The sequence below is a fragment of the Ralstonia sp. 25C genome (assembly GCF_051904805.1).
Lineage (GTDB): Bacteria > Pseudomonadota > Gammaproteobacteria > Burkholderiales > Burkholderiaceae > Ralstonia.
The window spans coordinates 1,862,704-1,887,662 of record NZ_CP196737.1 but is presented as its reverse complement, the minus strand read 5'-3'; the positions used below and the strand labels follow the sequence as shown (position 1 = coordinate 1,887,662).

Annotated in this window: 13 protein-coding genes, 1 pseudogene and 2 riboswitches; of the genes and pseudogenes, 6 read left to right on the top strand and 8 right to left on the bottom strand. The window is 64.6% G+C overall.

The features are described from left to right. Positions 1–151 precede the first annotated feature (151 nt). From putA to ACS7SF_RS08725, 4 genes are all read left to right on the top strand, one after another. On the top strand, positions 152–4,147 hold the full coding sequence (putA, locus tag ACS7SF_RS08740; protein ID WP_439892566.1) for a trifunctional transcriptional regulator/proline dehydrogenase/L-glutamate gamma-semialdehyde dehydrogenase: 3,996 nt from the start codon (positions 152–154) through the stop codon (positions 4,145–4,147). A gap of 130 nt (positions 4,148–4,277) precedes the next feature. Next, positions 4,278–5,411 carry a branched-chain amino acid ABC transporter substrate-binding protein gene (locus tag ACS7SF_RS08735; protein ID WP_439892565.1) on the top strand — a complete coding sequence of 378 codons (1,134 nt, stop codon included), beginning with the start codon at positions 4,278–4,280 and terminating at the stop codon, positions 5,409–5,411. A 197-nt stretch (positions 5,412–5,608) separates the two neighbouring features. Next, on the top strand, positions 5,609–6,832 hold the full coding sequence (locus tag ACS7SF_RS08730; protein WP_439892564.1) for a cation:proton antiporter: 1,224 nt from the start codon (positions 5,609–5,611) through the stop codon (positions 6,830–6,832). A gap of 5 nt (positions 6,833–6,837) precedes the next feature. Beyond that, the gene (locus ACS7SF_RS08725; RefSeq protein ID WP_439892563.1) at positions 6,838–7,971 is read left to right on the top strand and encodes a YbdK family carboxylate-amine ligase; all 1,134 of its coding nucleotides are present in this window, start codon (positions 6,838–6,840) and stop codon (positions 7,969–7,971) included. 23 nt (positions 7,972–7,994) lie between these two features. On the opposite strand, the gene ACS7SF_RS08720 is transcribed toward ACS7SF_RS08725, so the two are convergent. The 8 genes and pseudogenes from ACS7SF_RS08720 to ACS7SF_RS08685 all read right to left on the bottom strand — a co-directional run. Beyond that, positions 7,995–10,046 (bottom strand): OPT family oligopeptide transporter, encoded by a 2,052-nt coding sequence (locus ACS7SF_RS08720; protein WP_439892562.1) that lies wholly within the window; start codon positions 10,044–10,046, stop codon positions 7,995–7,997. Positions 10,047–10,721: 675 nt separating this feature from the next. Further along, positions 10,722–12,098: an L-serine ammonia-lyase gene (locus ACS7SF_RS08715; RefSeq protein ID WP_439892561.1), complete on the bottom strand. Its 1,377-nt coding sequence runs from the start codon at positions 12,096–12,098 to the stop codon at positions 10,722–10,724. Positions 12,099–12,244: 146 nt separating this feature from the next. Next, on the bottom strand, positions 12,245–15,184 hold the full coding sequence (gene gcvP / locus ACS7SF_RS08710; protein ID WP_439892560.1) for an aminomethyl-transferring glycine dehydrogenase: 2,940 nt from the start codon (positions 15,182–15,184) through the stop codon (positions 12,245–12,247). A 66-nt stretch (positions 15,185–15,250) separates the two neighbouring features. Then, positions 15,251–15,631 (bottom strand): glycine cleavage system protein GcvH, encoded by a 381-nt coding sequence (gene gcvH, locus ACS7SF_RS08705; RefSeq protein ID WP_439892559.1) that lies wholly within the window; start codon positions 15,629–15,631, stop codon positions 15,251–15,253. A gap of 44 nt (positions 15,632–15,675) precedes the next feature. Continuing rightward, positions 15,676–16,803, bottom strand: coding sequence for a glycine cleavage system aminomethyltransferase GcvT (gcvT, locus tag ACS7SF_RS08700; protein ID WP_439892558.1), 1,128 nt, complete (start codon positions 16,801–16,803; stop codon positions 15,676–15,678). Positions 16,804–16,929: 126 nt separating this feature from the next. Beyond that, a riboswitch (glycine riboswitch) is annotated at positions 16,930–17,060 on the bottom strand. 13 nt (positions 17,061–17,073) lie between these two features. After that, positions 17,074–17,171: riboswitch (glycine riboswitch) on the bottom strand. Between the two features lie 178 nt (positions 17,172–17,349). Then, entirely contained in the window at positions 17,350–17,676 is a 327-nt protein-coding gene (locus ACS7SF_RS08695) for a hypothetical protein (protein ID WP_439892557.1), read from the bottom strand. A 231-nt stretch (positions 17,677–17,907) separates the two neighbouring features. Beyond that, a complete protein-coding gene (locus ACS7SF_RS08690; RefSeq protein ID WP_439892729.1) occupies positions 17,908–20,409 on the bottom strand; it encodes a YadA family autotransporter adhesin in 2,502 nt (833 codons plus the stop codon). Positions 20,410–20,628: 219 nt separating this feature from the next. Further along, positions 20,629–20,715: pseudogene (locus ACS7SF_RS08685) on the bottom strand (ESPR domain-containing protein); the annotation flags it as partial. Between the two features lie 511 nt (positions 20,716–21,226). Between ACS7SF_RS08685 and ACS7SF_RS08680 the strand changes: the two are divergent. Further along, positions 21,227–23,359, top strand: a complete 2,133-nt coding sequence (locus ACS7SF_RS08680; RefSeq protein WP_439892556.1) for a UvrD-helicase domain-containing protein — start codon at positions 21,227–21,229, stop codon at positions 23,357–23,359. A 109-nt stretch (positions 23,360–23,468) separates the two neighbouring features. After that, entirely contained in the window at positions 23,469–24,953 is a 1,485-nt protein-coding gene (hemN, locus tag ACS7SF_RS08675) for an oxygen-independent coproporphyrinogen III oxidase (RefSeq protein WP_439892555.1), read from the top strand. Positions 24,954–24,959 lie beyond the last annotated feature (6 nt).

The window sequence follows — 24,959 nt, the reverse complement described above, 5'->3', positions numbered from 1 at the left end:
CAAGCTTCCATCACGTGCGGTTGCACCAAAACTTACCCCTTTCGTAGCAAGGGGTTGTACTAGGTTGCACCTTCCAAATCGCCAGGCGTATGATCCGCTCCAATTTGCCGGCCACAAGCTTTGGCAATGGCAGCTACGGATAGGAACCCACATGGCTACAACCACCCTCGGGGTCAAGCTGGACGATGCTTCGCGTGAACGCCTCAAGCGCGTTGCGCAGTCCATTGACCGCACGCCGCACTGGCTGATCAAGCAGGCGATCTTCACGTATCTGGATCAAGTGGAGCGGGGGCAGCTGCCGAATGACGTAAGAGCAGACGCAAACGGCCCGGCGGCGGATGGCCTCCTGTCCGCCGCCGCAGCCGTCTCGGACGTGCACGAGGGCGTGGGTGACGACGCTGCGCCCGCGGTGCAACCGTTCCTCGAATTCGCACAGAGCGTGCAACCGCAATCGGTGCTGCGCGCCGCCATTACCGCCGCATACCGCCGGCCGGAAACCGAAGCCATTCCGATGCTGCTGGAGCAGGCCCGCCTGCCGGCCGCGCTCGCCTCGGAAGCCAAGCAGCTCGCCCGCGACCTCGCCGGCAAGCTCCGCACGCAAAAGGTCGGCACCGGTCGCGAAGGTCTGGTCCAGGGCCTGATCCAGGAGTTCTCCCTGTCGAGCCAGGAAGGCGTGGCGCTGATGTGCCTGGCCGAAGCGCTGCTGCGCATTCCCGACAAGGCTACGCGCGACGCGCTCATCCGCGACAAGATCAGCAACGGCAACTGGTATTCGCACGTCGGCCAAAGCCCGTCGCTGTTCGTGAACGCCGCCACCTGGGGCCTGTTGCTGACGGGCAAGCTGGTCGCCACGCACAACGAAGCCGGTCTGTCGAAGGCGCTCACGCGCATCATCGGCAAGAGCGGCGAGCCGCTGATCCGCAAGGGCGTGGACATGGCGATGCGCCTGATGGGCGAGCAGTTCGTCACCGGCGAAACCATTTCCGAAGCACTGGCCAACGCGCGTAAGTTCGAGGCCGAAGGCTTCCGCTACTCCTACGACATGCTCGGCGAGGCCGCCATGACGGAGGAAGACGCGCAGCGCTACCTCGCGTCGTACGAGCAGGCCATCCGCGCGATCGGCCAAGCCTCGGGCGGGCGCGGCATCTACGAGGGGCCGGGCATCTCGATCAAGCTGTCGGCGCTGCACCCGCGCTACAGCCGCGCGCAGTACGACCGCACGATCAACGAGCTGTACCCGCGCGTGAAGGCGCTGGCGATGCTGGCGCGTGAATACGACATCGGCATCAACATCGATGCGGAAGAGGCCGACCGTCTGGAGCTGTCGCTCGATCTGCTGGAGCGCCTGTGCTTTGCGCCTGAGCTCGCTGGCTGGAACGGCATCGGCTTCGTGGTGCAGGGCTACCAGAAGCGCTGCCCGTTCGTGCTCGACTTCATCATCGACCTGGCACGCCGCAGCAAGCACCGCCTGATGATCCGCCTGGTGAAGGGCGCCTACTGGGACAGCGAGGTCAAGCGCGCCCAGGTCGAGGGCTTGGAGGGCTACCCGGTCTACACGCGCAAGGTCTACACCGATGTGTCATACCTGGCCTGCGCGCGCAAGCTGCTGGCCGCGCCCGAGGCGATCTTCCCGCAGTTCGCCACGCACAACGCGCACACGCTGGCCGCGATCTACCAGATGGCTGGCCAGAACTATTACCCCGGCCAGTACGAATTCCAGTGCCTGCACGGCATGGGCGAGCCGCTCTATGAGCAGGTCGTCGGCAACAAGCCCGGCAAGCTGAACCGCCCGTGCCGCATCTACGCGCCGGTCGGTACGCACGAAACGCTGCTGGCTTACCTGGTGCGCCGTCTGCTGGAAAACGGCGCGAACACTTCGTTCGTGAACCGCATTGCGGACGAGTCGATTCCGCTGGACGACCTCGTCGCCGATCCGGTGGCGGTGGTGGAGAAGATGCACGCCGAGGAAGGCACGCTCGGCCTACCGCATCCGAAGATTCCGCTGCCGCGCGACCTCTACGGCGACGTCCGCGCCAACTCGTCGGGCATTGACCTGGCGAACGAGCAGCGCCTGGCGTCGTTGTCGTCCGCCCTTCTTGCCGGCACCAGCACGGTCTGGACGGCCGAACCGACCATCGGCGATGCGCCGTACGCCGGTGGCACCGCTCAACCGGTGCGCAACCCGTCAGACCTGCGTGACATCGTTGGTCACGTGACCGAAGCCAACGAAGCCGATGTCGACGCCGCACTCGCTGCCGCCGCTGCCGCTGCGCCGATCTGGCAGGCCACGCCGCCAGAAGCGCGCGCCGCACTGCTCGACCGCGCGGCCGACCTGATGGAAGGCGAGATGCAGCACCTGATGGGGCTGATCATCCGCGAGGCAGGCAAGACGCTGTCCAACGCCATCGCCGAAGTGCGTGAGGCTGTCGACTTCCTGCGCTACTACGCAGCGCAGGTGCGCGGCGGGTTCTCGAACGACACGCACCGCCCGCTGGGCCCGGTGGTCTGCATCAGCCCGTGGAACTTCCCGCTGGCGATCTTCACCGGCCAGGTGAGCGCAGCGCTCGCTGCTGGCAATCCGGTGCTGGCCAAGCCTGCCGAGCAGACCCCGCTGATCGCCGCCCAGGCCGTGCGCATCCTGCGCGAAGCCGGTGTACCGGCCGGCGCCGTGCAACTGCTGCCGGGCCGCGGCGAGACTGTGGGTGCCGCGCTGGTCAAGGACGTGCGCACCAAGGGCGTGATGTTCACTGGCTCGACCGAAGTCGCGCGCATTCTGCAACGCACGCTGGCTGGCCGCCTGGATGCTAACGGCGCGCCGATCCCGCTGATTGCCGAAACCGGTGGCCAGAACGCGATGATCGTGGATTCGTCTGCGCTGGCCGAGCAGGTGGTGGCCGATGTGCTGTCGTCCGCGTTCGATTCGGCAGGCCAGCGTTGCTCGGCACTGCGCGTGCTGTGCGTGCAGGACGACGTGGCCGACCGCGTGCTGACGATGCTCAAGGGCGGCATGGCCGAGCTGGCGATGGGCAACTCGGATCGCCTGTCCACCGACGTGGGCCCGGTAATCGACGCCGAAGCACGCGACAACATCGTCGGCCATATCGAAGCGATGCGCGCCAAGGGCCGCCGCGTGCATCAGGCACCCGTGCCCGATGCGTGCGCCCACGGCACCTTCGTGCCGCCGACGGTGATCGAACTCGACAGCCTGTCGGACCTGACGCGTGAAATCTTCGGCCCGGTGCTCCACGTGGTGCGCTGGAAGCGCTCGGCGGACAACACCGGCCTGACCAAGCTGATCGAGCAGATCAACGGTACGGGCTACGGCCTCACGCTGGGCATCCACACGCGCATCGACGAGACCATCGCGCATGTCGTGGACCGCGCCCACGTCGGCAACCTGTATGTGAACCGCAATATTGTGGGCGCCGTGGTGGGCGTGCAGCCGTTCGGCGGCGAAGGCCTCTCGGGCACCGGCCCGAAGGCGGGCGGGCCGCTGTATCTGCTGCGTCTGCTGTTGACGTGTCCGCAGGACGGCATGCGCACCGCGCTGCAGCTGACCGCAGGCGCGGGTACGGAAGTCGATACCGATGCACGCCGCGCGCTGCTGGCGCCGTTCGACGCACTGGCCGACTGGGCGCGCAAGCAATCGCCCGAACTGGCTGCACTGTGCGAACGCCTGGCCGCTGCCTCAGCCACCGGTGCCACGGCCACGCTGCCCGGCCCGACCGGCGAACGCAACACCTACACGCTGCTGCCACGCGAAGCGGTGCTGTGTGTGGCCGCCGATCCGGCCGATTGGCTGCGCCAACTGGCGGCCGTGCTGGCGGTTGGCAGTACGGCTGTCGTGCAGGAAAACCCTGCCATCGAAGCGGTGCTGCGCACGCTGCCGGCGGCAGTACAATCGCGCGTCCGTGTGGTCGGGTTGACCGACGAAGCGGCGTTTGATGCGGTGCTGCACCACGGCGATTCGGATCATCTGCGCGCTATCTGCGAAGGGCTGGCACGACGTGCAGGCCCGATCGTCGGCGTGCAAGGCCTGCCGCATGGTGGGGAAGGGCTGGCGCTGGAGCGCCTGCTGATCGAGCGTTCGCTGTCGGTCAATACGGCCGCGGCGGGTGGTAACGCCAGCCTGATGACCATCGGCTGACGGGGAGCACGAGCAGGATTCGCGGTTTCACCCCCACGACGGGTGCGGGTGGAATGCGAAGCGGGAGGAGGGCGATGGTGATCCCGTCGCGCTATTGATCCAAATTGCGTTTGAACTAGGAGACGCACAAATGAAATTGAAGCAACTGTGTCTGGCAGCCGCACTGTGCGCGCTGGGTGGTGCCGCATCGGCCCAGGAAGTCATCAAGCTGGGCTTTGCCGCCCCGATGTCGGGTCCGCAAGCGCAATACGGCACGGACATGAAGAACGGTGCGACCCTGGCCGTTGAAGAGTTCAACGCCACGCACCCGAAGATCGCCGGTAAGGAAGTCAAGTTCCAGCTCCTGGCCGAAGACGACCAGGCTGACCCGAAGACGGGCACTGCCGTCGCACAGAAGCTGGTGGATAGCGGCATCAAGGGCATGATTGGCCACTTCAACTCGGGCACCAGCATCCCGGCGTCGCGCGTGTACAACCAGGCCGGCATCGCGCAGATCGCCATGGCGACGGCCCCGGAATACACCAAGCAAGGCTACAAGACGACCTTCCGCATGATGACCTCCGACACCCAGCAGGGTTCGGTGGTCGGCTCGTTCGCCGTCAAGAAGCTGGGCTACAAGAACATCGCCATCATTGACGACCGCACCGCCTACGGCCAAGGTCTGGCGGACGAGTTCGAGAAGGCTGCCAAGGCTTCCGGCGCCACGATCGTGCGTCGTGAGTACACCAACGACAAGGCCAGCGACTTCAAGGCCATCCTGACGCAGATCAAGAGCAAGAACCCGGACGCCGTGTTCTACGGTGGCGCCGAAGGCCAATCCGCACCGCTGCTCAAGCAGATGCGTGAACTGGGCATCAAGTCCACGCTGATGTCGGGCGAAATGTCCAAGACCGACGAATTCATCAAGCTGGCCGGCCCGCAAGCGGCCGAAGGCATGGTGGCATCGCTGGCTGGCCTGCCGCTGGAGCAGATGCCGGGCGGCGCAGGCTACAAGGCCCGCTATGAGAAGCGCTTCGGCACGCCGGTGGCGACGTACTCGCCGTACGCCTACGACGGCGCGATGGCCCTGATGAAGGCCATGGTGGCTGCCGGCTCGTCGGATCCGGCCAAGTACCTGCCGATCCTGGCCGCGACCAACGCGCAAGGCGTGACCGCCAAGCACTACGCCTACGACGACAAGGGCGACCTGAAGGATGGTGGCATTACCGTCTACAAGGTCACCGGTGGCAAGTGGGCACCGCTGGAGAGCGTCGGCGGCAAGTAAGCCGATCGGTTTCCTCCATTCGCAGGATGAAAACCGCCCTCCGGGGCGGTTTTTCTTTGGCCGCGACGCGCCCCTCCAAACACAGAGTTGCTGGCATCTGCATCGAAAATCTTCGATCTATTATTAAATATCGTGTAACACGGTCTTATCGCGTGTCAGTGCTTGACTGACTTTTCCGGCGGAGGCCTTCGGGTACCATGTCGGCCATGACAGGACTTCACGATCTCTTCCCTGCGTGGCCGCCCGCTCCTGGCGGCCTGTTCTGGATCGGGCTGGCGCTGGTGGGTGCGGCGCTGTGCGGCGAGTTTGCGCGCGTCGCATTCAAGTTGCCACGCATCGTGGGCTACGCGGTGGCGGGCCTGGCGGCGGGTGTGCTCGGCCGCCCGCTGATCGACGCCGACATGCTCGACCAGACCCACATCCTGATCGAGATGGCGCTCGCGCTTGCGCTGTTCGAGTTGGGGCATCGGCTCTCATTCGAGTGGCTGCGTGCCAATCGTTGGCTGTTGCTGACCAGCGGCTTCGAAAGCCTGCTGACCTGGGGCCTCGTCACCTGGATACTCCAGGCGATTGGCGTGGCCGTACCGGTGGCGGTGGCCGCGGGCGCCATTGCCGTGGCCACCTCGCCCACCGTGCTTCTGCAACTGAAGAACGAACTGCGCGCCGAAGGCCAGGTGACGGAACGGCTGCTCTCGCTCGGCGCGCTCAACAGCATCTACGCCAGCGTGCTGGTGCCGCTGACGGCCGGGTGGCTGCACAGCGAGTACGGGCATTGGGGCGCCGCACTGCTGCATCCGCTCTACCTGCTGGTCGGCTCCGTTGCGCTGGCCTGGGTGGTCGGCAAGGTGGGCCACGCGCTGTACCACCGCATGGCGGGCGATGACCACTATGCCTTCCTGGTGCTGGTCGGCCTCGTGCTGTTTGCCTTGGCGCTGGCCAAATTGCTGAAGCTCTCGGTGCCGCTCACGCTGCTGCTGGCCGGCGTGGTCTTCAAGCATCAGGACGATCACCCGCGTGTGTGGCCGTCGCACTTCGGCAGCGCGGGCAGCATTCTGATTGTGGTGATGATCGTGTCGCTCGGCCTGCCGCTCAAGGCGTCGGATTGGGCGATCGGCGGCGTGGCGGCCGTGGCGCTGGTGCTGGCGCGCTTTATCGCCAAGCTGGCCGGCACCACCGCGCTGGGCTCGTTCTCGGGCCTGTCGATGCGCCAGAGCGTGGCGCTGGGCCTGGCGCTGGGGCCGATGTCGGGATTGTCATGGTTGCTGATGCACGATACGGCGGCGCTGTACCCGCAAACCGGTGGGCCGCTGGCGGCCATCATCCTGTGCACGCTGGCGATCCAGCAAATCGTCGCCCCCATCCTGACCGCGCGTTCGCTGCGCTGGGCGGGTGAAGTGCGACAAGACGAAGGGAGGCGTTGAGCCCCATGTCCCTCGAACCGTTCTCGAAATCCGAAGCCCTGACGTTTGGCGTTGAGCTGGAACTGCAGCTCGTCAATCGTCATGACTATGACTTGGCCTCGGCGTCGCCCGATTTGCTGCGCATGCTCAAGGGCAAGGAGCACCCCGGCGACATCAAGCCGGAGATCACCGATTCGATGATCGAGATCTCCACCGGCATCTGCCACAGCCACGACGAGGCGCTGTGGCAACTGCGCGAAATGCGCGACCGCATGGCCGAAGCGGCCACAGCGCTGAACATCGGCATCTGCGGGGGCGGCACGCATCCGTTCCAGCAGTGGAGCCAGCGGCAGATTTCGCAGTCGCCGCGCTATCAGTACATCTCGGATCTGTACGGCTATCTGGCCAAGCAGTTCACCGTGTTCGGGCAGCACGTGCACATTGGCTGTCCGAACCCGGACGACGCGCTGTACCTGCTGCACGCCATGTCGCGCTACGTGCCGCACTTCATTGCGCTGGCGGCGTCGTCGCCGTTCGTGCAGGGCGTGGATACCGGGTTTGCCTCCGCACGCATGAACTCGGTCAGCGCCTTCCCGATGTCGGGCCGCGCGCCGTTCGTGCTGACGTGGGACGCCTTCATCGCGTACTTCGACAAGATGCATGCCACGGGCGTGATCGAAAGCATGAAGGACTTCTACTGGGACATCCGCCCGAAGCCCGAATTCGGCACGATCGAAGTGCGCGTGATGGACACCCCGCTCACCGTTGAGCGCGCCGCCGCCATTGCTGCCTATATCCAGGCGCTGGGCCGCTGGCTCCTGCTTGATCGCCCATTCACGCCGGTGGAAGACGATTACCTCGTCTACACGTTCAACCGCTTTCAGGCATGCCGCTTCGGGCTGGCGGGCGAATACGTTGACCCGACCACGGGCAACCGCGGGGCGCTGGCCGATCACATCCTGGAAACGAGCAAGGTGCTGTCAACGCACGCCGAGGCGCTGTCGTCCGAAGGCGCACTCGACATGGTGCGCGAGGTGGTCGAGGCGCGCGATACGGATGCCGAGTGGATCCGCCGCGCCCAAAATGAAACCCGCAACCTGCACGAAACCGTGCGACGGGGTTGCGGGCGTTGGACGCAGGCCTTGGTGCAGCCTGCGTAGTTGCCGATCCGTTAGTTAGTGCGTTAGTACGTGGGGCGCACCGCCAGCACGCGGCGCGCAAAGGCCCAGCACACCAGCGCGAACACGATCAGCCCCAACCACTGCGCCGTGCCTTCAAACGACGCGCCGACGATCGCCAGCGGCGCATCCTTGCCCGTGCCGCCGATAACAGCCGCCATCAGCACGCCGACCAGGCTTTCGCCCACGATCAGGCCCGACGCCAGCAGCACGCCGTGGCGGTTCGGCACTTCGGCATAGCGCGCGTAGGGCACGCCGGCCGCTTGCGCGCGCTTGGCCAGAATCTTCTCGATGATCCACGCCAGCACCGCGCCCGTCACCAGCACCGTGCTGATCGTCGGCGGCAGGTAGATGCCGATGCCAACCGCCAGCACGGGCAGACGAGCGACACCGCCACGCTGCTTGAGCGCCCAGTCGATGGCGATCAGGATCACGCCGATGACGATGCCGGCAATCACCATGTTCCATTCGAGCTGGTGCGTGAAGATGCCGGTGGCAATCGCCGTCATGAGCGTGGCCTGCGGCGCGGACAGCGCCTGTGCGGCATCCATGCCCGCGCGAGGCAGCGCACCGGGGAAGCCGTACGCGTTGTAGAGCAGCTCCAGCACGGGCGAGATGACCGCCGCACCCGCCACGCAGCCGATCAGCAGGGCCACCTGCTGGCGCCACGGCGTGGCCCCGACCAGCCAGCCGGTCTTCAGATCCTGCAGGTTGTCGTTGGAGATGGTCGCCACGGCCACCACGGCCGAGGTGGTAAAGATCGCCAGCGCAATGCCGAGCTTGCTCGCTTCCGGCGAGCCCATCAGCCCATTGTCCGCGCCAATGGCCAACAACAGCAGCGACACCAAGGTGATGGCGATGATGCCGATGCCCGAAATCGGGCTCGACGACGACCCGATGAGCCCGGCCATGTAGCCGCACGCCGCGGCCACCAGAAAGCCGAACACCACCGCGAAGATCACCGCGCAGGTAATCAGCGTCCAGCGCGAACCGGCCGACAGCATGGTCGGCGCCAAGAAGGCCGCGAAAGTAATCACCAGCACCACCACCATCGCCAGCGTAACGAGCAGAATCCAGCGCGGCGCCATGTCTTGCTCGGTGCGCTGTTTGGCATCGCCTTGCGGGCGCAGGCTGCCGAACGAGCGCTTCACGCCTTGCACCACCGGGCCGATCAGCGTGGCCAGCGTCCACACGGCCGCCACCGCAATCACGCCTGCCCCGATGAAGCGCACCTGCGTACGCCAGATGTCCGTACCGAACGCAGAGAGCGCCTTGCCTGCCGGCATCGGTGTGATGGACGTCAGGTACGGCACGGCGATGCCCCAGGCGATGACTAGGCCCACCAGCATCGCGAGCCCGGCCACCAGGCCAATCAGGTAACCCGCACCCAGCAGCGCCGTCGAAAAACCGAGCGGCAAGCGCACCACTGCGGCACCTGCAGCGAACCACCAGCTCGCGCCTTCACCGAGCAGCCGGAGGCCACTGGTCGCAAACGCGACGATGGCCGCAACGATGCCGCCCGCCGCCAGGTCGCGCATGCCGGTGGCTGCGGGTACGGCGTCTTCCGTTGCGTCTGCGCCGTCCTCCGAGTGGCCACTGCCTACGCGGAGGATTTCCGCCGCCGCCACGCCTTCGGGGTAGGGCAGATCACTTTGCACCACCATCGCGTGACGCAGCGGAATCGTGAACACCACACCCAGCATACCGCCGGCCATGCAGACGCCAAACGTTTGCCAGAACGGGAAGCCTTGCCAGTGCCCGATCATCACCAGGCCGGGCAGGATAAAGATGATGGAAGACAGCGTCCCCGCCGCAGACGCCTGCGTCTGCACCATGTTGTTCTCGAGGATGTTGGTGCCGCCGAGCATGCGCAGCACCGCCATCGAGATCACTGCCGCCGGAATCGCTGAAGAAAACGTCAGGCCGACTTTCAGGCCGAGGTACACGTTCGACGCCGTGAAGATCACGGTGATGACGGCACCGAGGATCATGCCGCGCAGTGTCAACTCCGGCAGGGTGGCTGCCGGCACGTGCTTGGGGGGATGGAGGGATTGCATCCGCGGGTCTCCTAAGAGGGGGCTTATCGCGCGGATTATAGGAGGGGGGCGAGGCGGCGGCTTGTTGGTTTTTGTTTGGTGTTTGCTCTAATTTTTTGCTTGTGGGGCATCGGTTGTTTCGTTCCCTGCCGGGGTGGGCCTTGGTGGTGCATCCCCTGTTTCATCCCCTGCCGGGGCTGACTCACTTTCTTTGGTCTTGCCCAAAGAAAGTAAGCAAAGAAAGGCGCGCCCGAGATGGCGACCCATCCCTTGAATTTCTGTAACCGGGCGGAGATGGGGAAACTCGCTTCGCTCAGACAGTTCCCCATCTTTTTTCCGCCCGCTTACAGAAATTCAAGGCGCCATCAAGGGCAGAACGTCAAAAGACAAAGGCCAACCCCTCGTGAGGTTGGCCTTGTCGTTTCGGGCTGGTGGCCCGAGGGTTTGGCTTGTGTCCTTTGACTTTCCTGCCCTATGCGGCGCCTTGAATTTCTGTTGCAAGGAGGAAAAAGAGGGGAGGCTTGTCTGAGCGCAGCGAGTTTGCCTCCCCTCCCTCCTTGCGACATAAATTCAAGGAGTCTTTCGCCGCATCGGGCGCGCCTTTCTTTGCTTACTTTCTTTGGCAAGACAAAGAAAGTGAGTCAGCCCCGGCAGGGGATGAAACAAGGGGCAAACCACCCACATCAAACCAAAGAATCAGCACTCAACAATATTGACCGCCAAGCCGCCGCGAGCGGTCTCCTTGTACTTCGTCTTCATATCCGCGCCGGTTTCACGCATGGTCTTGATGACGGAGTCGAGCGACACATAGTGCGTGCCATCGCCGCGCAACGCCATGCGCGCCGCATTGACCGCCTTCACCGACGCCATCGCATTGCGCTCGATGCACGGAATCTGCACCAGCCCGCCGACCGGGTCGCACGTCAGGCCGAGGTTGTGCTCCATGCCGATCTCGGCAGCGTTCTCCACCTGCGCAGGCGTGCCGCCCAGCACCGCAGCCAGCGCCCCGGCGGCCATGGAACAGGCCACGCCCACTTCACCCTGGCAGCCCACCTCCGCACCGGAGATGGACGCATTCATCTTGTAAAGCATGCCGATTGCGCCCGCGGTGAGGAGGAAATCCACGATGCCGTTGTCATTCGCGCCAGGCACGAAGCGGTCGTAGTAGTGCATCACCGCTGGGATGATGCCAGCCGCGCCGTTGGTCGGCGCCGTGACGACGCGCCCGCCAGCGGCGTTCTCTTCATTGACGGCGATGGCATAGAGGTTCACCCAGTCGATCACCGACAGCGGATCGGACAGCGTGCGCTCCGCCTGACCGGTGAGCCGTGTGTACAGCTCGGCCGCGCGACGGCGCACGTGAAACGGTCCCGGCAGTTCGCCTTCGGTACGGCAGCCGCGCGCCACGCACGCCTGCATCACGTGCCAGATGTTGAGCAGACCGGTGCGCACTTCCGCTTCCGTGCGCCACGTCAGTTCGTTCTCCAGCATCAGGCGGGCAATGGATTTGCCCGTCGATGCGCACATCGCCAGCAGTTCCTTGCCGCTGCGGAACGGATGCGGCAACTGGTCGTGTGCAGACAGCACCTGCGTATTCGCCGCGCCAGCCGTGACGACAAAGCCACCGCCCACCGACAGGTAGCGCGCTTCGCGCAGGCGCTCGCCGGCCGCATCGAAGGCGTGGAACTTCATGCCGTTCGGATGCTCGGCCATCGCCTCGCGGCGATAGAAGGCGATGTGCTCCTTCTCGGTAAAGCGCACGGCATGGCGACCCAGCAGCGACAGGGACTGCGATTTACGCAACTCGGCCAGCTTCGCTTCAATCGTGTCGGGGTCGATGGTGTCCGGCGCCTCGCCCATCAGGCCCAGGATCACGCCACGATCGGTGCCGTGGCCCTTGCCGGTAGCGCCAAGCGAGCCGTACAGCTCCACGCGCACGCTGGCCACTTTGGCCATCAGCCCATCGGCTTCGAGGCCGGAGGCGAACATCAGCGCAGCGCGCATCGGCCCAACGGTGTGTGAGCTGGACGGGCCAATGCCGATCTTGAAGAGGTCGAAAACGGAAACAGCCATGGGGTAGGGCTCCGGGGGTGTTTTGCAAAAGGGGCGGGCGGCTTGTGGCCACCGCGCACGGGGTATTCAGATGCAAACGGCCGCCCCGTGGTGCGAGGCGGCCGCCTGTGGCGCAGCGCGACCACGGTCGCGCCGGGATTGCCGGCTTAGTCTTGCGCGTACTCGCTCATCGGCACGCAAGCGCAGAACAGGTTGCGGTCGCCGTAGACGTTGTCGGCACGGCCAACCGGCGGCCAGTACTTCTGCTTGCGCAGCGAGGCCACCGGGTAGGCGGCCTGCTCACGCGTGTACTTGTGCGACCAGTCATCGGCCATCACCACGTTGGCGGTATGCGGGGCGTGCTTGAGCGGATTGTCCTCGCGGTCGAATTCGCCCGAGATCACCTTGTCGACTTCGCCACGGATGGCGATCATCGCGTCGATGAAGCGGTCGAGTTCCACCTTCGGCTCGCTTTCGGTCGGCTCGATCATCAGCGTGCCGGGCACCGGAAAGCTCATCGTCGGTGCGTGGAAGCCGAAGTCCATCAGGCGCTTGGCGATGTCTTCATTGCTGATGCCCGATTCCTTCTGCAGCGGACGGATGTCGAGAATGCACTCGTGCGCCACCAGGTCGTGCGCGCCCGTGTACAGCACCGGGTAGTACGGCGCCAGACGCTTGGCCACGTAGTTGGCCGACAGGATGGCCGTCTCGGTGGCGGCGGTCAGACCGGCCGCGCCCATCATGGCGATGTACATCCACGAGATCGGCAGGATCGACGCCGAACCAAATGCGGCGGCCGACACGTTGCCGATGTTCTGGCTGGCGTCTTCACCCGAAGCGGCGCGACCCGGCAGGAACGGTGCGAGGTGCGCACCGACGGCCACCGGACCGACGCCCGGGCCGCCACCGCCGTGCGGAATGCAGAACGTCTTGTGCAGGTTCAGGTGCGAGACGTCGCCGCCGAAGTGGCCCGGCGCAGCGGTGCCGACCATGGCGTTCATGTTGGCGCCATCGACATACACCTGGCCACCGTGGCTGTGCACGATCTCGCAGACGCGCTTCACGCCTTCCTCGAACACGCCGTGCGTGGACGGGTAGGTGATCATGATCGCCGCGAGGTTCTTGCTGTGCTCGGCGGCCTTCTTTTCCAGGTCAGCCAGGTCGACGTTGCCGCGCTCATCGCAGGCAACCACGACGACCTGCATGCCGGCCATCTGTGCCGATGCCGGGTTCGTGCCGTGCGCCGACGACGGGATCAGGCACACGTTGCGGTGCCCTTCGCCACGGCTGGCGTGGTACGCGTGGATGATCAGCAGGCCGGCGTACTCACCTTGCGAGCCGGCATTCGGTTGCAGGCTCACGGCGGCGTAGCCGGTGGCGGCGCACAGCATCTGTTCGAGCTGGTCGATCATCTCGCGGTAGCCCACGGTCTGGTCGGCCGGCGCGAACGGGTGGATGTTCGAGAACTCGGGCCACGTCACCGGCAGCATCTCGGCGGTGGCGTTGAGCTTCATCGTGCACGAGCCCAGCGGGATCATCGTACGGTCGAGCGCCAGGTCCTTGTCGGCGAGGCTGCGCAGGTAGCGCAGCATTTCGTGCTCGGAGTGGTGCGCGTTGAACACCGGGTGCGTGAGGTACGCGCTTTGGCGCACCAGTGATGCCGGATACGCATCGGCGACAGCCCCTTCGGTCTTGTCGAAGTCCGGTGCGGCAGCGTGAGCGGCGTGTGCGAAGACATCCCACAGCGCGACCACATCAGCACGCGTGACGGTCTCGTCCAGCGAGATGCCCAGACGTGCGTCGTCGATCTGGCGCAAGTTGATGCCGTGCGCCTGTGCGGCGATGTGCAGGTTGGCGGTGCGCGGGCCGGTGGCGACCGTCAGCGTGTCGAAGAAGGCGTCCGATTCCAGCGTGTAGCCGACCGCGCGCAGGCCGGCGGCCAGCGTGGCGGTCAGGCGGTGCACGCGCTGGGCGATGCGCTTGAGGCCTTGCGGGCCGTGGTAGACGGCGTACATCGACGCCATCACGCCCAGCAGCACCTGCGCGGTACAGATGTTCGAGGTGGCCTTTTCACGGCGGATGTGCTGCTCGCGCGTTTGCAGTGCGAGGCGGTAGGCCGAGTTGCCTTGCGCATCGACCGTCACGCCAACCAGGCGGCCCGGCATCGAACGCTTGAACGCATCACGCACGGCCATGTAGCCGGCGTGCGGGCCGCCGAAACCGAACGGCACGCCAAAGCGCTGCGTGTTGCCGATGACCACATCGGCACCCCATTCGCCCGGGGCAGCCAGCAGCGTGAGCGCCAGCAGATCGGCAGCGGCGACGACCAGACCGCCCGCAGCGTGCACGGCGTCGGTCAGTGCCTTGTAGGTCGCCAGATCGCCCAGCAGCGCACCGTTGGCGCCTGGGTATTGCAGCAGTACGCCAAAGGCGTCGTGCTTGGCGGCATCTGCGGCGGGGCCCGTCACCACTTGCACGCCGATCGGCTCGGCGCGCGTGCGCACGACTTCCAGCGTTTGCGGCAGCACGTCGTCGGCCACGAAGAAGACGGTCGACTTCGACTTGCCAATGCGCTGCAGCAGCGTCATGGCCTCAGCGGCGGCGGTGGCTTCGTCCAGCATCGACGCGTTGGCGATGTCCATTGCCGTCAGGTCGATCACCATCTGCTGGAAGTTCAGCATCGCTTCCAGGCGGCCCTGCGAGATTTCCGGCTGATACGGCGTGTAAGCCGTGTACCAGGCCGGGTTCTCCAGGATGTTGCGCAGGATGACGCCCGGCGTGTGCGTGCCGTAGTAGCCCTGGCCGATCAGGCTTTTGACCACGCGGTTCTGCCCGGCGATGCCGCGCAGCTTGGCCAGCGCCGCCTCTTCAGTCAGCGGCTGCGTGAATTCACCCAGCGGCATGCCGTCCTGGCGGCGGATGGCGGGCGGGATCACGGCGTCGATCAGCGCGGCGCGGCTGTCGTAGCCGAGCGTGCCGAGCATCTGGGCCTGCTCGTCGGCAGACGGGCCGATGTGGCGGTGCGAGAAGGCGTCGCGCGCCTCCAGGTCAGCCAGGGAAGGGCGTTCGGCAGACAGCGCCGAGGAAGCGGGGTGCGGAGCGTTCATGGCAAGGGCTCGAATCAAACAGAAAAAGCCGATGCGCAGGTGAGGCGCATCGGCTTGAGGTGTGGCTTAGCCTTTCGTGGCAGCGTACTGCTCGGCCGACATCAGGGCATTCACGTCGTCGGCGTTGGTCGGCTTGATCTTGAACAGCCACGCCGCGTAGGCATCGGCGTTGACGGATTCGGGAGCACCCGAAGCTGCCTCGTTGTTGGCGATGATCTCGCCCGACACCGGTGCGTAGATGTCGGAAGCGGCCTTCACCGATTCCACCACGGCAATCGCTTCGTCCTTGGCGACGGCGCGGCCGGCTTCCGGTAGATCCAGAAAGACGATGTCGCCGAGCGCATCTTGCGCGAAATCGGTGATGCCGATGGTCAGCGTGCCGTCGGCCTCAACGCGGACCCACTCGTCGTGTTCGGTGTACTTCAGATCAGCAGGAAAGTTGCTCATGAAAGGTTTCTCCGGAAGATTGGAATGATTGGAATTCGGGGGACTCAGCTGACCAGCGCCTTGCCATTGCGCACGAACGGCAGTTTAACCACAGTCGCGGTCAACTTGCGGTCGCGGATTTCGACCTGCACGTCGGTGCCGATCGCCACGTCTTTGGGCAAGCGCGCCAGCGCGATGGACAGGGTCAGGCTCGGGCTGAAGGTGCCGCTGGTGATCTCGCCGTCACCGGCGGGGGTGATGACCTTCTGATGGGCGCGCAACACGCCGCCCTTGTCACGCAGGATCAGGCCGACGAACTGCTCGCGCTGACCGCCGGCTTGCAGCGCAGCCTTGCCGGTGAAATCGCGTTCGCTTTGCAGGTCGACCGTCCAAGCCAGGCCCGCGTCGAGTGGCGAGACGTGCTCGTCCATGTCTTGGCCGTAGAGGTTCATGCCGGCTTCCAGGCGCAGCGTGTCGCGTGCGCCAAGGCCAGCCGGGCGCACGCCGGCTTGCAGCAGGCGTTCCCACACGCCGGCGATCTGCGCGGCGGGCACGACCAGCTCGAAGCCGTCTTCCCCGGTGTAGCCGGTACGCGCGACCATGATCTCACCCACGCCATCCACGGTAACGAAGCCCGCGTTGAACGGCTTGAGCGCGTCGCCTACCGCCTGCGTGCCGGGCAGCGCGGCGTAGGTCTTGGCGCGCGCGTTCGGGCCCTGCACGGCGACGATGCCCAGCGGCTCGGCGCCAGCGTTGTTGTCGGAGCGGTGCGGCGTGATGGTCACGTTGGTGCCAGCAGCGGCGTTCTGCGCGACGATCCATTCCAGGTCGGTCGGAGCGGTGCCGGCGTTGACCACCAGGCGGAACCAGTCTTCACGGAAGAAGTAGACGATCAGGTCGTCGATCACGCCGCCCTTCGGGTTGAGCATGCAGCTATAGAGCGCCTTGCCCGGGGTTTGCAGCTTGTCGACGTTGTTGGCCAGCAGCCCACGCAGGAAATCGCGCACGCGCGCGCCGGTGAGGTTGACCACGCACATGTGCGAGACGTCGAAGATGCCGGCGTCTTGCCGCACGGCGTGGTGTTCTTCGATCTGGGAGCCGTAGTTGACGGGCATGTCCCAGCCGCCAAAGTCGACCATGCGGGCGCCCAGCGAGCGATGGATGGCGTTGAGCGGCGTGTGTTGGAGCGTCATGGAATCTCTCGGCTTGGGCGCCGCCGGTGGCCTCGGCGTAGCGCGTTATTCGGGACCAGAAAAGCAAAAAGGCCACCTGCGCAGCCTGATGCCTCATGGTGACGCCATGAAGATGCAAGCCGCGCAGATGGCCCCTCTGTCCTTGGTACCTGAGAGATTGCGAGGCGCGGTGCACATAGCGGTGTGCGCCGGCTCGTGAGCCCCTTCGGTGGGCGCCCGCAGTGGTCGTGCGGCGCCAGCTCTCCAGAGTGCGGTCAGACGCATGTCTGGCCGATCCACCCGGTCCTGGATGCCTGAGAGTTTTCGGGTGCTACCCCTTCGGCGGCGACAGGCCTGATGTGGCTGACGCGCTCTCCCGGATGGATGCGCGGAATGTACGGAAGGGGGCTGGGATTGTCAATCAGGACAAATCGGCGGCGCTTTTTGGCGGTCACGCGGCCCAAAAAACTGGCCGCACCTCGCGCAGCGCGGCGATATCGCCTAGCCCCGGGGTGCGGCCGATCGCGGGTCGTCGGAAACGCGGCGCAGTTGCCGCTCACTTGCCCGTTACTTGCCGATCTGGCGGCTGACCTTGTTCTCTTGCTGGTTCAGCGTGCGCTGTTCCTGCTTGGTGATGTGGCCACCGTTCTGGGCGGCCATGTCGCGCTCTTCCTGGCGGATCTGGCGGTCTTCCTTGTGCAGCGCCTTGGCCTGGCTCTTGGTGATCTCGCCTTCCTTCACCTCGTTATGGATGCGCTTGTTCTGGTTGGCGAGGCGGTGGTTGACCTCGGCGCGGCGCGGGTGATCCTTCTGCCATTGCGTCTGCGCGAAGGCGCCCGTGGTGGCGGACAGGGCGACGGCAGTGACAGCCAGGACTTTGACGATGCGGTTCATGAGCTTTCCTCCGGTGGGCGGCTGACCGATTCAGCCGCCGTCCTGCCTATAACGAACCGTTTCGGCGCAAAGCTGACGGCGGTCGTGTAACGGCGCGTAAGCCGTGTAACCCCAACGGAGAAAGCGAGGGGCACAAACGATTGCGTGCGACGTGCAAGTCGGCGTGCAAACAAAAACGGACGCGCCCGTGAGGTACGCGTCCGCCAACTTCAAACAATCAACGCTGTTGGGTTACCAGCCGAAACCAGCGCCCACGCCCACGTTGTACTCCTTGCCGCCAGCGGTGGAGCCGCCGATCGTCACCGTGGCGCGCGAGCCGATCTTGCGCTGGTAGCCGATCGCCAGTGCCGTTTCACCGCGATACAGGCCCGTGCCGATCGCCATGCGGTTGTCGGTCTGCAGACCGGCAGCGCTGGCAATCATGGTGGACATGGCCGCGTTCATGGCGCCAACGCGGTTGACCTTGCTGTCGATCTGGCTGACTTGGCTTTGCAGGTTGCCGACGGTGCTCTGAACGTCCGCAACCTTTGCGTCCACGCGATCCAGCTGAGCTTTGTTGACGGCGTCGGTGGCTTGTGTGCCTTCGGCCACATTGGTGATGGCGCGCTCTTTCCCGGCCGAACCAACGGATACCGTGTTGGCGCGATCAGCCACCGAGTCGGCGCCCAGAGCGACGCTGCTTTCAGCGCTGGCAACGGCATTGGCACCCGTTGCCGTGGAACTCTTGCCGCTGGCCACCGCATTGGCGCCGGATGCCGTGGCGTAGTTGCCCGTGGCCTGCGCCTCTTCCTTCTTGGTCGTATCGCCGTTGTTCGCACCGCTACCGGCAAACTTGTCGTTAGCACCGCTACCGATGCTGCCGCCACCTTCCAGCGTGCCGACGCGGCTATCCAGATTGCTGAGGGCATCGCCAACGTTCTTATGCACAGAGCCATCGCCAAACGTGTAGGTTGGCCCGGTCCATACGCCGCCGGCATAGGAAGCACCCCCACCCAGGGCGGTGGCAACGTTATTGAGTTGCCCGAGGTTAACCGCATCATTCGTGCTCACACCGTCGGCTACGTTCGAGACCTTAACCGGCGTACCCGCGTTACCCAGCTGCACGGCGCTCTTGGTCGCATCGGTGTAGGTCACGACGTTGGCCAGCGTGCCGTCGTCGCCCACCACGCCTGCATCCTTGAGCTGCCTGACGTTCACGGCGTCGTTGTCATCCGTGCCTGCCTTCACGTTCTTGATCTGCACGGGGCCGGCGGCACCTGTCGGGTTCGTGAGGGTGATAGTGTCACCAGCGGCATCGTACTGGACGGAGTTGTTTGCCTTGGCGGCAGCTTGATCGGCCACGGTCTTGACGTCGCCAAGTTGACCGACGTTGACAGCATCATTCTTGGCGACGCCGTCGGCTACGTTTGAAACCTTGACCGGCGTACCTGCGTTACCCAGCTGCACGGCGCTCTTGGTCGCATCGGTGTAGGTCACGACGTTGGCGATCTTCCCGTCGTCGCCAACCACACCCGCGTCCTTGAGCTGCTTGACGTTCGCGGCGTCGTTGTCGTCCGTGCCTGCCTTCAGGTTCTTGATCTGCACGGGGCCAGCGGCACCTGTCGGGTTCGTGAGGGTAATGGTGTCACCAGCGGCGTCGTACTGGACGGAGTTGGCTGCGGCCTGTGCGGCTTGGTCGGCCACGGTCTTGACGTCGAACAGTTGACCACCGTTGACGGCGTCCTTGCTGTCCGCAGCCACCGTGCCATTGGCCACGTTCGAGAGCTTGACCGGCGTACCCGCGTTACCCAGCGTGACGCTGTCCTTGGCTGCGCTGTCGTACTGCACGGCGTTGTCGGCCACGGCCTTGACGCTGTCGAGCTGGCCCTTGTTCACAGCGTCGCTGGCGAGCGTACCGTCGGCCACGTTCTTGATCTGCACAGGGCCAACGGCACCCGTCGGGTTCGTGAGGGTGATGGTGTTGCCGGCTGCGTCGTACTGGACGGAGTTGCTCGCCTTGGAGGCAGCCTGGTCAGCCACGGTCTTGACGTCGAACAGTTGACCACCGTTGACGGCGTCCTTGCTGTCCGCAGCCACGGCGCCATCGGCCACGTTCGAGAGCTTGACCGGCGTACCCGCGTTACCCAGCGTGACGCTGTCCTTGGCTGCGCTGTCGTACTGCACGGCGTTGTCGGCCACGGCCTTGACGCTGTCGAGCTGGCCCTTGTTCACAGCGTCGCTGGCGAGCGTACCGTCGGCCACGTTCTTGATCTGCACAGGGCCAACGGCACCCGTCGGGTTCGTGAGGGTGATGGTGTCGCCGGCTGCGTCGTACTGGACGGAGTTGCTCGCCTTGGTGGCAGCTTGATCGGCCACGGTCTTGACGTCGAACAGTTGACCACCGTTGACGGCGTCCTTGCTGTCCACAGCCACTGCGCCATCGGCCACGTTCGAGAGCTTGACCGGCGTACCCGCGTTACCCAGCGTGACGCTGTCCTTGGCTGCGCTGTCGTACTTGACGGCCAGTGCGTCAAGATTGGCAATGCTCGTGGTATTTGTGGCGATGCTCGCAGTGTTGCCTTTGATCCGATCATCCACGTTGCCTAGTGCGCCGGCTACGGTGTTGTACGTGGTGCTACCCGTGCTATCCGCGCCAAGCGTGTAGGTTGGCGCGACAACAGCGCCTGTCACGGTATTGAGGCGGGCGCCCCCACCCAGTGCAGTGAGCGCACCGTTGAGTTGATTGACTGTCACAGCATCGGTTGTTCCAACGCCGTTCTCGATGCCCGTGAGGCGGCGGTTTTGCCCTGCCACATTGGCGAAATTGATCGTAGCGCCGGTAACGCTACTACCAATGTTGATCGGCCCATCAGCGTCAGGCTGCTCAATCAAGACTTGAGCAATCGCCCCAGGCGCAGAAAGCAAAGCTGCGACCGCGATTAGTGCAGAGCCAACCGCTTTCACCGCAGTCCGCCCCTTCCCGCGCCCACGCGCAATTTCAGAAACCGCTGCCCATACGCCGGTCGCTTTGTTGAAAACGACGCGATATGCCTTGTTCATTTCAATACCTCTGCAGAGATAAAAGTGGAATTCCGTGCCAATCCAAGACGATGAATGGCGGCTGCAGAGTTTGTAGAAATCAATGAATCAATTTTTCAAGTTTTTGCGACAATAGCAATAAATTGTGTAATTTCCAAGATCAGAATAGTCTTAGAAGAAAGTCGGGAGACGACGCCGAGATGTGCGCCGTGACGACATGTGTACGGCATGTTAGCCACGAATCACCTCAACAATAAATTTCAAACATTGGGGAATTCTTATTCCAATATTTGACGCCGATCAATCATTTGCACCCATACACGGAATTTCATTCATCATGCAATTGGAAAACGCCGCATTTGTCAGCCGACCGGCCGATCTTTTGCTAAGAATGAATAAGAAAATGCTGATCCACCCCTGCGCTTGAGATGGTGCAATCTGCGGCGGACCGAGGTGTTCAGGGCGACGCCCCACGCGTGCTACCATCGCCTTCCGCTGTACGTTCCCGCCTGATTTCCTCCCGGCTGTTCCCATGTCTTCCAGTCTCGCCCACGGGCTCAATGCGGCCCAATCCGAAGGTGTGCACTACCTCGACGGCCCATGCCTGGTGCTGGCCGGGGCGGGCTCGGGCAAGACCCGCGTGATCACGCAGAAGATCGCGCACCTGATCCTCGACAAGGGGTTCGAGCCGCGTCACATCGCCGCCGTCACGTTCACCAACAAGGCGGCCAAGGAAATGCAGGAGCGCGTGGCTAAGCTGATGGAGGGCCAGACACGCGCAGACGGCAAGCGCATCCCCATCAAGCAGCTGACGGTGTGTACGTTCCACTCGCTGGGGGTGCAGATCCTGCGGGCCGAGGCCGAACATGTGGGCCTCAAGCCACGCTTCTCGATCATGGATTCGGATGATTGCTTCGGCATGATCCAGGAGCAGCTGGCGACCACCGACAAGCAACTGATCCGCCGCGTGCAGAGCACGATCTCGTTGTGGAAGAACGGTCTCGTCGATCCGGAAACCGCGATTGCCGAGGCGCTCGCCAACAACAACGTCGACGACCACCAGGCCGCGCTGGTCTACCGCAACTACGTCGCTACGCTGCATGCGTATCAGGCGGTGGACTTTGACGACCTGATCCGCATTCCCGCCGAGCTGTTTGCGCGCAACGAGGAAGTGCGGCTGAAGTGGCAGAACCGCCTGCGCTACTTCCTCGTCGATGAATATCAAGACACCAACGCTTGCCAGTACCAGCTCCTGAAGCTGCTGGCGGGCGGCTCGCATTTGCGCGCGCCGGCCTTCACGGCCGTGGGCGACGACGACCAGGCCATCTACGGCTGGCGCGGCGCCACGCTCGACAACCTCAAGCTGCTGCAGACGGATTTCCCGAACCTGAAGGTGATCAAGCTGGAGCAGAACTACCGCTCCACGGTGCGCATTCTGAACGCCGCCAACGCGGTGATCGCGCAGAACCCGAAGCTGTTCGAGAAGACGCTGTGGAGCGAGCACGGCATGGGCGACGCCATCAACGTCACCAGCGCCAATGATGAAGAGCACGAAGCCGAAAGCGTGGTCTTCAAGCTCTCCGCGCACAAGTTCGAGCGCCGCGCGCAGTTCCGGGATTACGCGATCCTGTATCGCGGCAATTTCCAGGCGCGGCTGTTCGAGCAGATCCTGCGCCGCGAGCGCATTCCGTATGTGCTCTCGGGCGGGCAGAGCTTTTTCGACAAGGCGGAGATCAAGGACTTGTGCGCGTACCTGCGCCTGATTGCCAATGCCGATGACGACCCCGCGTTCATCCGCGCCATCACCACGCCCAAGCGCGGGGTGGGCAATGCGACGCTGGAAGTGCTGGGTTCGTTCGCGGGGCAGGCGAAGGTGTCGCTGTTCGAGGCGGCGATGATGGGCGGCATTGAAGCGCAGCTCGCGCCGCGCCAGTTGGAGCCGCTGCGGGTGTTCTGCGAATTCATCGTGCGGCTGTCGGACCGCGCTGCAAAGGAACCCGCCGCCACGCTGCTCGACGAGATGATGGAAGGCATCCACTACGAGGCCTACCTGTACGACACCTACGACGAGCGCCAGGCCCAGAACAAGTGGACCAACGTGCTGGAGTTTGTCGACTGGCTCAAGCGCAAGGGCACCAAGCCCGAGAAACAGGACAGCGAAGGTGACGACAATGCGGCCACCGGTTTCGACAATGCCGATGGTTTGATGGACGAAGGCAAGAACTTGCTCGAACTCACGCAGACCATCGCGCTGATCAGCATGCTCGAAGGCAGGGAAGAGGACCCGGATGCGGTGCGCCTGTCTACGCTGCATGCGAGCAAAGGGCTGGAGTACCCGCACGTGTTCCTGGTGGGCGTGGAGGAGGGCATCCTCCCGCACTGCCGTGAAGACGATGACCTGACCGACGAGAAGATCGAGGAAGAGCGCCGGTTGATGTATGTGGGCATCACACGCGCCCAACGTAGCCTGCATATCAGCTGGTGCAAGAAGCGCAAGCGCGCGCGGGAGACGGTGGTGTGCGAGCCCTCGCGCTACATCGCGGAGATGAAGCTGGGCGACGATGCGGGCCCCACGCCTGAAGACACCATGCCCGCCATGTCGCCCAAGGACCGGCTCGGTGCGCTGAAGGGGCTGCTGGCCGCCAAGAAGCCGGTGGCGACGTAGCAGCGCGGGTGGCGCATCCGCTAGCGCGTTGACCAACGTTGACGCATATCAACGCGACGCCCAGGGGGGCGTTTTACGATGAAACATCGCCCCCATACCGCTCGCACCCATGTTTCCGTTTGCCAAGCCGGCTGACGCTCCGTCTGCCGCAAACGACGCGGCTTTTCGCTGGTCTGCGCCGCAAGTGCGTGACCTTGCCCAGCGTTTTGATACGCACGGCCCGCGCTACACCTCGTACCCCACAGCAGACCGTTTCCACAACGGCTTTGACAACGCCGACTACCTCGACGCGTTGCACCGGCGTGCGGCGATCGCGCCCGCACTGCATGCGCCGCTGTCGCTGTACATGCATCTGCCGTTCTGCGCGAACCTTTGCTACTACTGCGGCTGCAACAAGGTCATCACGAAAGATCACGCGCGCAGCGCACGGTACGTGCAGACGCTGGCGCGCGAGATGGCCCTGGTGGCCGAGCACATTGGCCCGCTGCGGCGCGTCAAGCAATTGCACTGGGGCGGCGGCACACCCACGTTCCTCGCCCATGATGAGATGCGCGCCGTCATGGCCGCCACGCGCGCGCATTTCGATTTGACTAGCGATGCGGAAATTTCCGTCGAACTCGACCCGCGCCACGCCGACGACGTCACGCTCGCCGTGCTGGCCGAGATCGGTTTCAACCGCGCGAGCCTCGGCATCCAGGACTTTGACGAAGACGTGCAGCGCGCTGTCCACCGCATGCAGAGCGTGGAAGAGACGCGTCGCGTGGTCGACACTGCGCGCCGCCTGGGCTTCGAGTCGATCAGCTTTGATTTGATCTACGGTCTGCCGCATCAGCGCACCGAGACCTTCAACACCACGCTGGACCGCGTGCTAGAGATGGCGCCGGATCGCCTGTCCGTCTACAGCTATGCGCACCTGCCACACCTCTTCAAGCCGCAGCGCCGGATCGATCTACTCGCGTTGCCCACTGCCGATGAAAAGCTCGACCTGCTCGCCATGACGGTCGAGCGCCTCGTCGCCGAGGGCTATGTCTACATCGGCATGGACCACTTTGCGCGCCCTGACGACGCGCTGGCCATTGCGCAGCGCGAAGGCCGGCTGCAACGCAATTTCCAGGGCTACTCCACGCACGCTGATTGCGACATGCTGGCCTTTGGCGTGTCCGCCATCAGCCGCGTGGGCGATGTGTATGCGCAGAACGAGAAGGATCTCGACGCGTACTACGCGCGCATTGATGCGGGGGAACTCGCGGTGCTGCGTGGCATGTCACTGACGCCGGACGATCACGTGCGCCGCGCATTGATCGGTGAGCTGATGTGCGGGTTCGCGTTGGACATGCGCGGCTTTGGCGAACGCCACGGCTTGGATTTCAAGCGCACCTTTGCCAATGAGTTGAAGGCGCTCGCGCCGTTGGAAGCTGCCGGGCTTGTGAAGGTGGGCGATGAGCGCATCGCCATCTCGCCGCAGGGGCGCTTGCTGGTGCGGCGCATCGCCATGGTGTTCGATGCGCACCTGCAAACCGCTGGCACCGAGCGCGCGGTCGAGGCCGAGGGCAAGCCCGTGGCCGTCGTCCCGCGCTACTCCAAGGTGGTCTGACCTGCG

What these genes read in the sequence shown, in the direction of transcription:
- putA (WP_439892566.1), top strand. Translation starts at nt 152, where the DNA reads ATGGCTACAACCACCCTCGGGGTCAAGCTGGACGATGCTTCGCGTGAA.
- ACS7SF_RS08735 (WP_439892565.1), top strand. Translation starts at nt 4,278, where the DNA reads ATGAAATTGAAGCAACTGTGTCTGGCAGCCGCACTGTGCGCGCTGGGT.
- ACS7SF_RS08730 (WP_439892564.1), top strand. Translation starts at nt 5,609, where the DNA reads ATGTCGGCCATGACAGGACTTCACGATCTCTTCCCTGCGTGGCCGCCC.
- ACS7SF_RS08725 (WP_439892563.1), top strand. Translation starts at nt 6,838, where the DNA reads ATGTCCCTCGAACCGTTCTCGAAATCCGAAGCCCTGACGTTTGGCGTT.
- ACS7SF_RS08720 (WP_439892562.1), bottom strand. Translation starts at nt 10,046, where the DNA reads ATGCAATCCCTCCATCCCCCCAAGCACGTGCCGGCAGCCACCCTGCCG.
- ACS7SF_RS08715 (WP_439892561.1), bottom strand. Translation starts at nt 12,098, where the DNA reads ATGGCTGTTTCCGTTTTCGACCTCTTCAAGATCGGCATTGGCCCGTCC.
- gcvP (WP_439892560.1), bottom strand. Translation starts at nt 15,184, where the DNA reads ATGAACGCTCCGCACCCCGCTTCCTCGGCGCTGTCTGCCGAACGCCCT.
- gcvH (WP_439892559.1), bottom strand. Translation starts at nt 15,631, where the DNA reads ATGAGCAACTTTCCTGCTGATCTGAAGTACACCGAACACGACGAGTGG.
- gcvT (WP_439892558.1), bottom strand. Translation starts at nt 16,803, where the DNA reads ATGACGCTCCAACACACGCCGCTCAACGCCATCCATCGCTCGCTGGGC.
- ACS7SF_RS08695 (WP_439892557.1), bottom strand. Translation starts at nt 17,676, where the DNA reads ATGAACCGCATCGTCAAAGTCCTGGCTGTCACTGCCGTCGCCCTGTCC.
- ACS7SF_RS08680 (WP_439892556.1), top strand. Translation starts at nt 21,227, where the DNA reads ATGTCTTCCAGTCTCGCCCACGGGCTCAATGCGGCCCAATCCGAAGGT.
- hemN (WP_439892555.1), top strand. Translation starts at nt 23,469, where the DNA reads ATGTTTCCGTTTGCCAAGCCGGCTGACGCTCCGTCTGCCGCAAACGAC.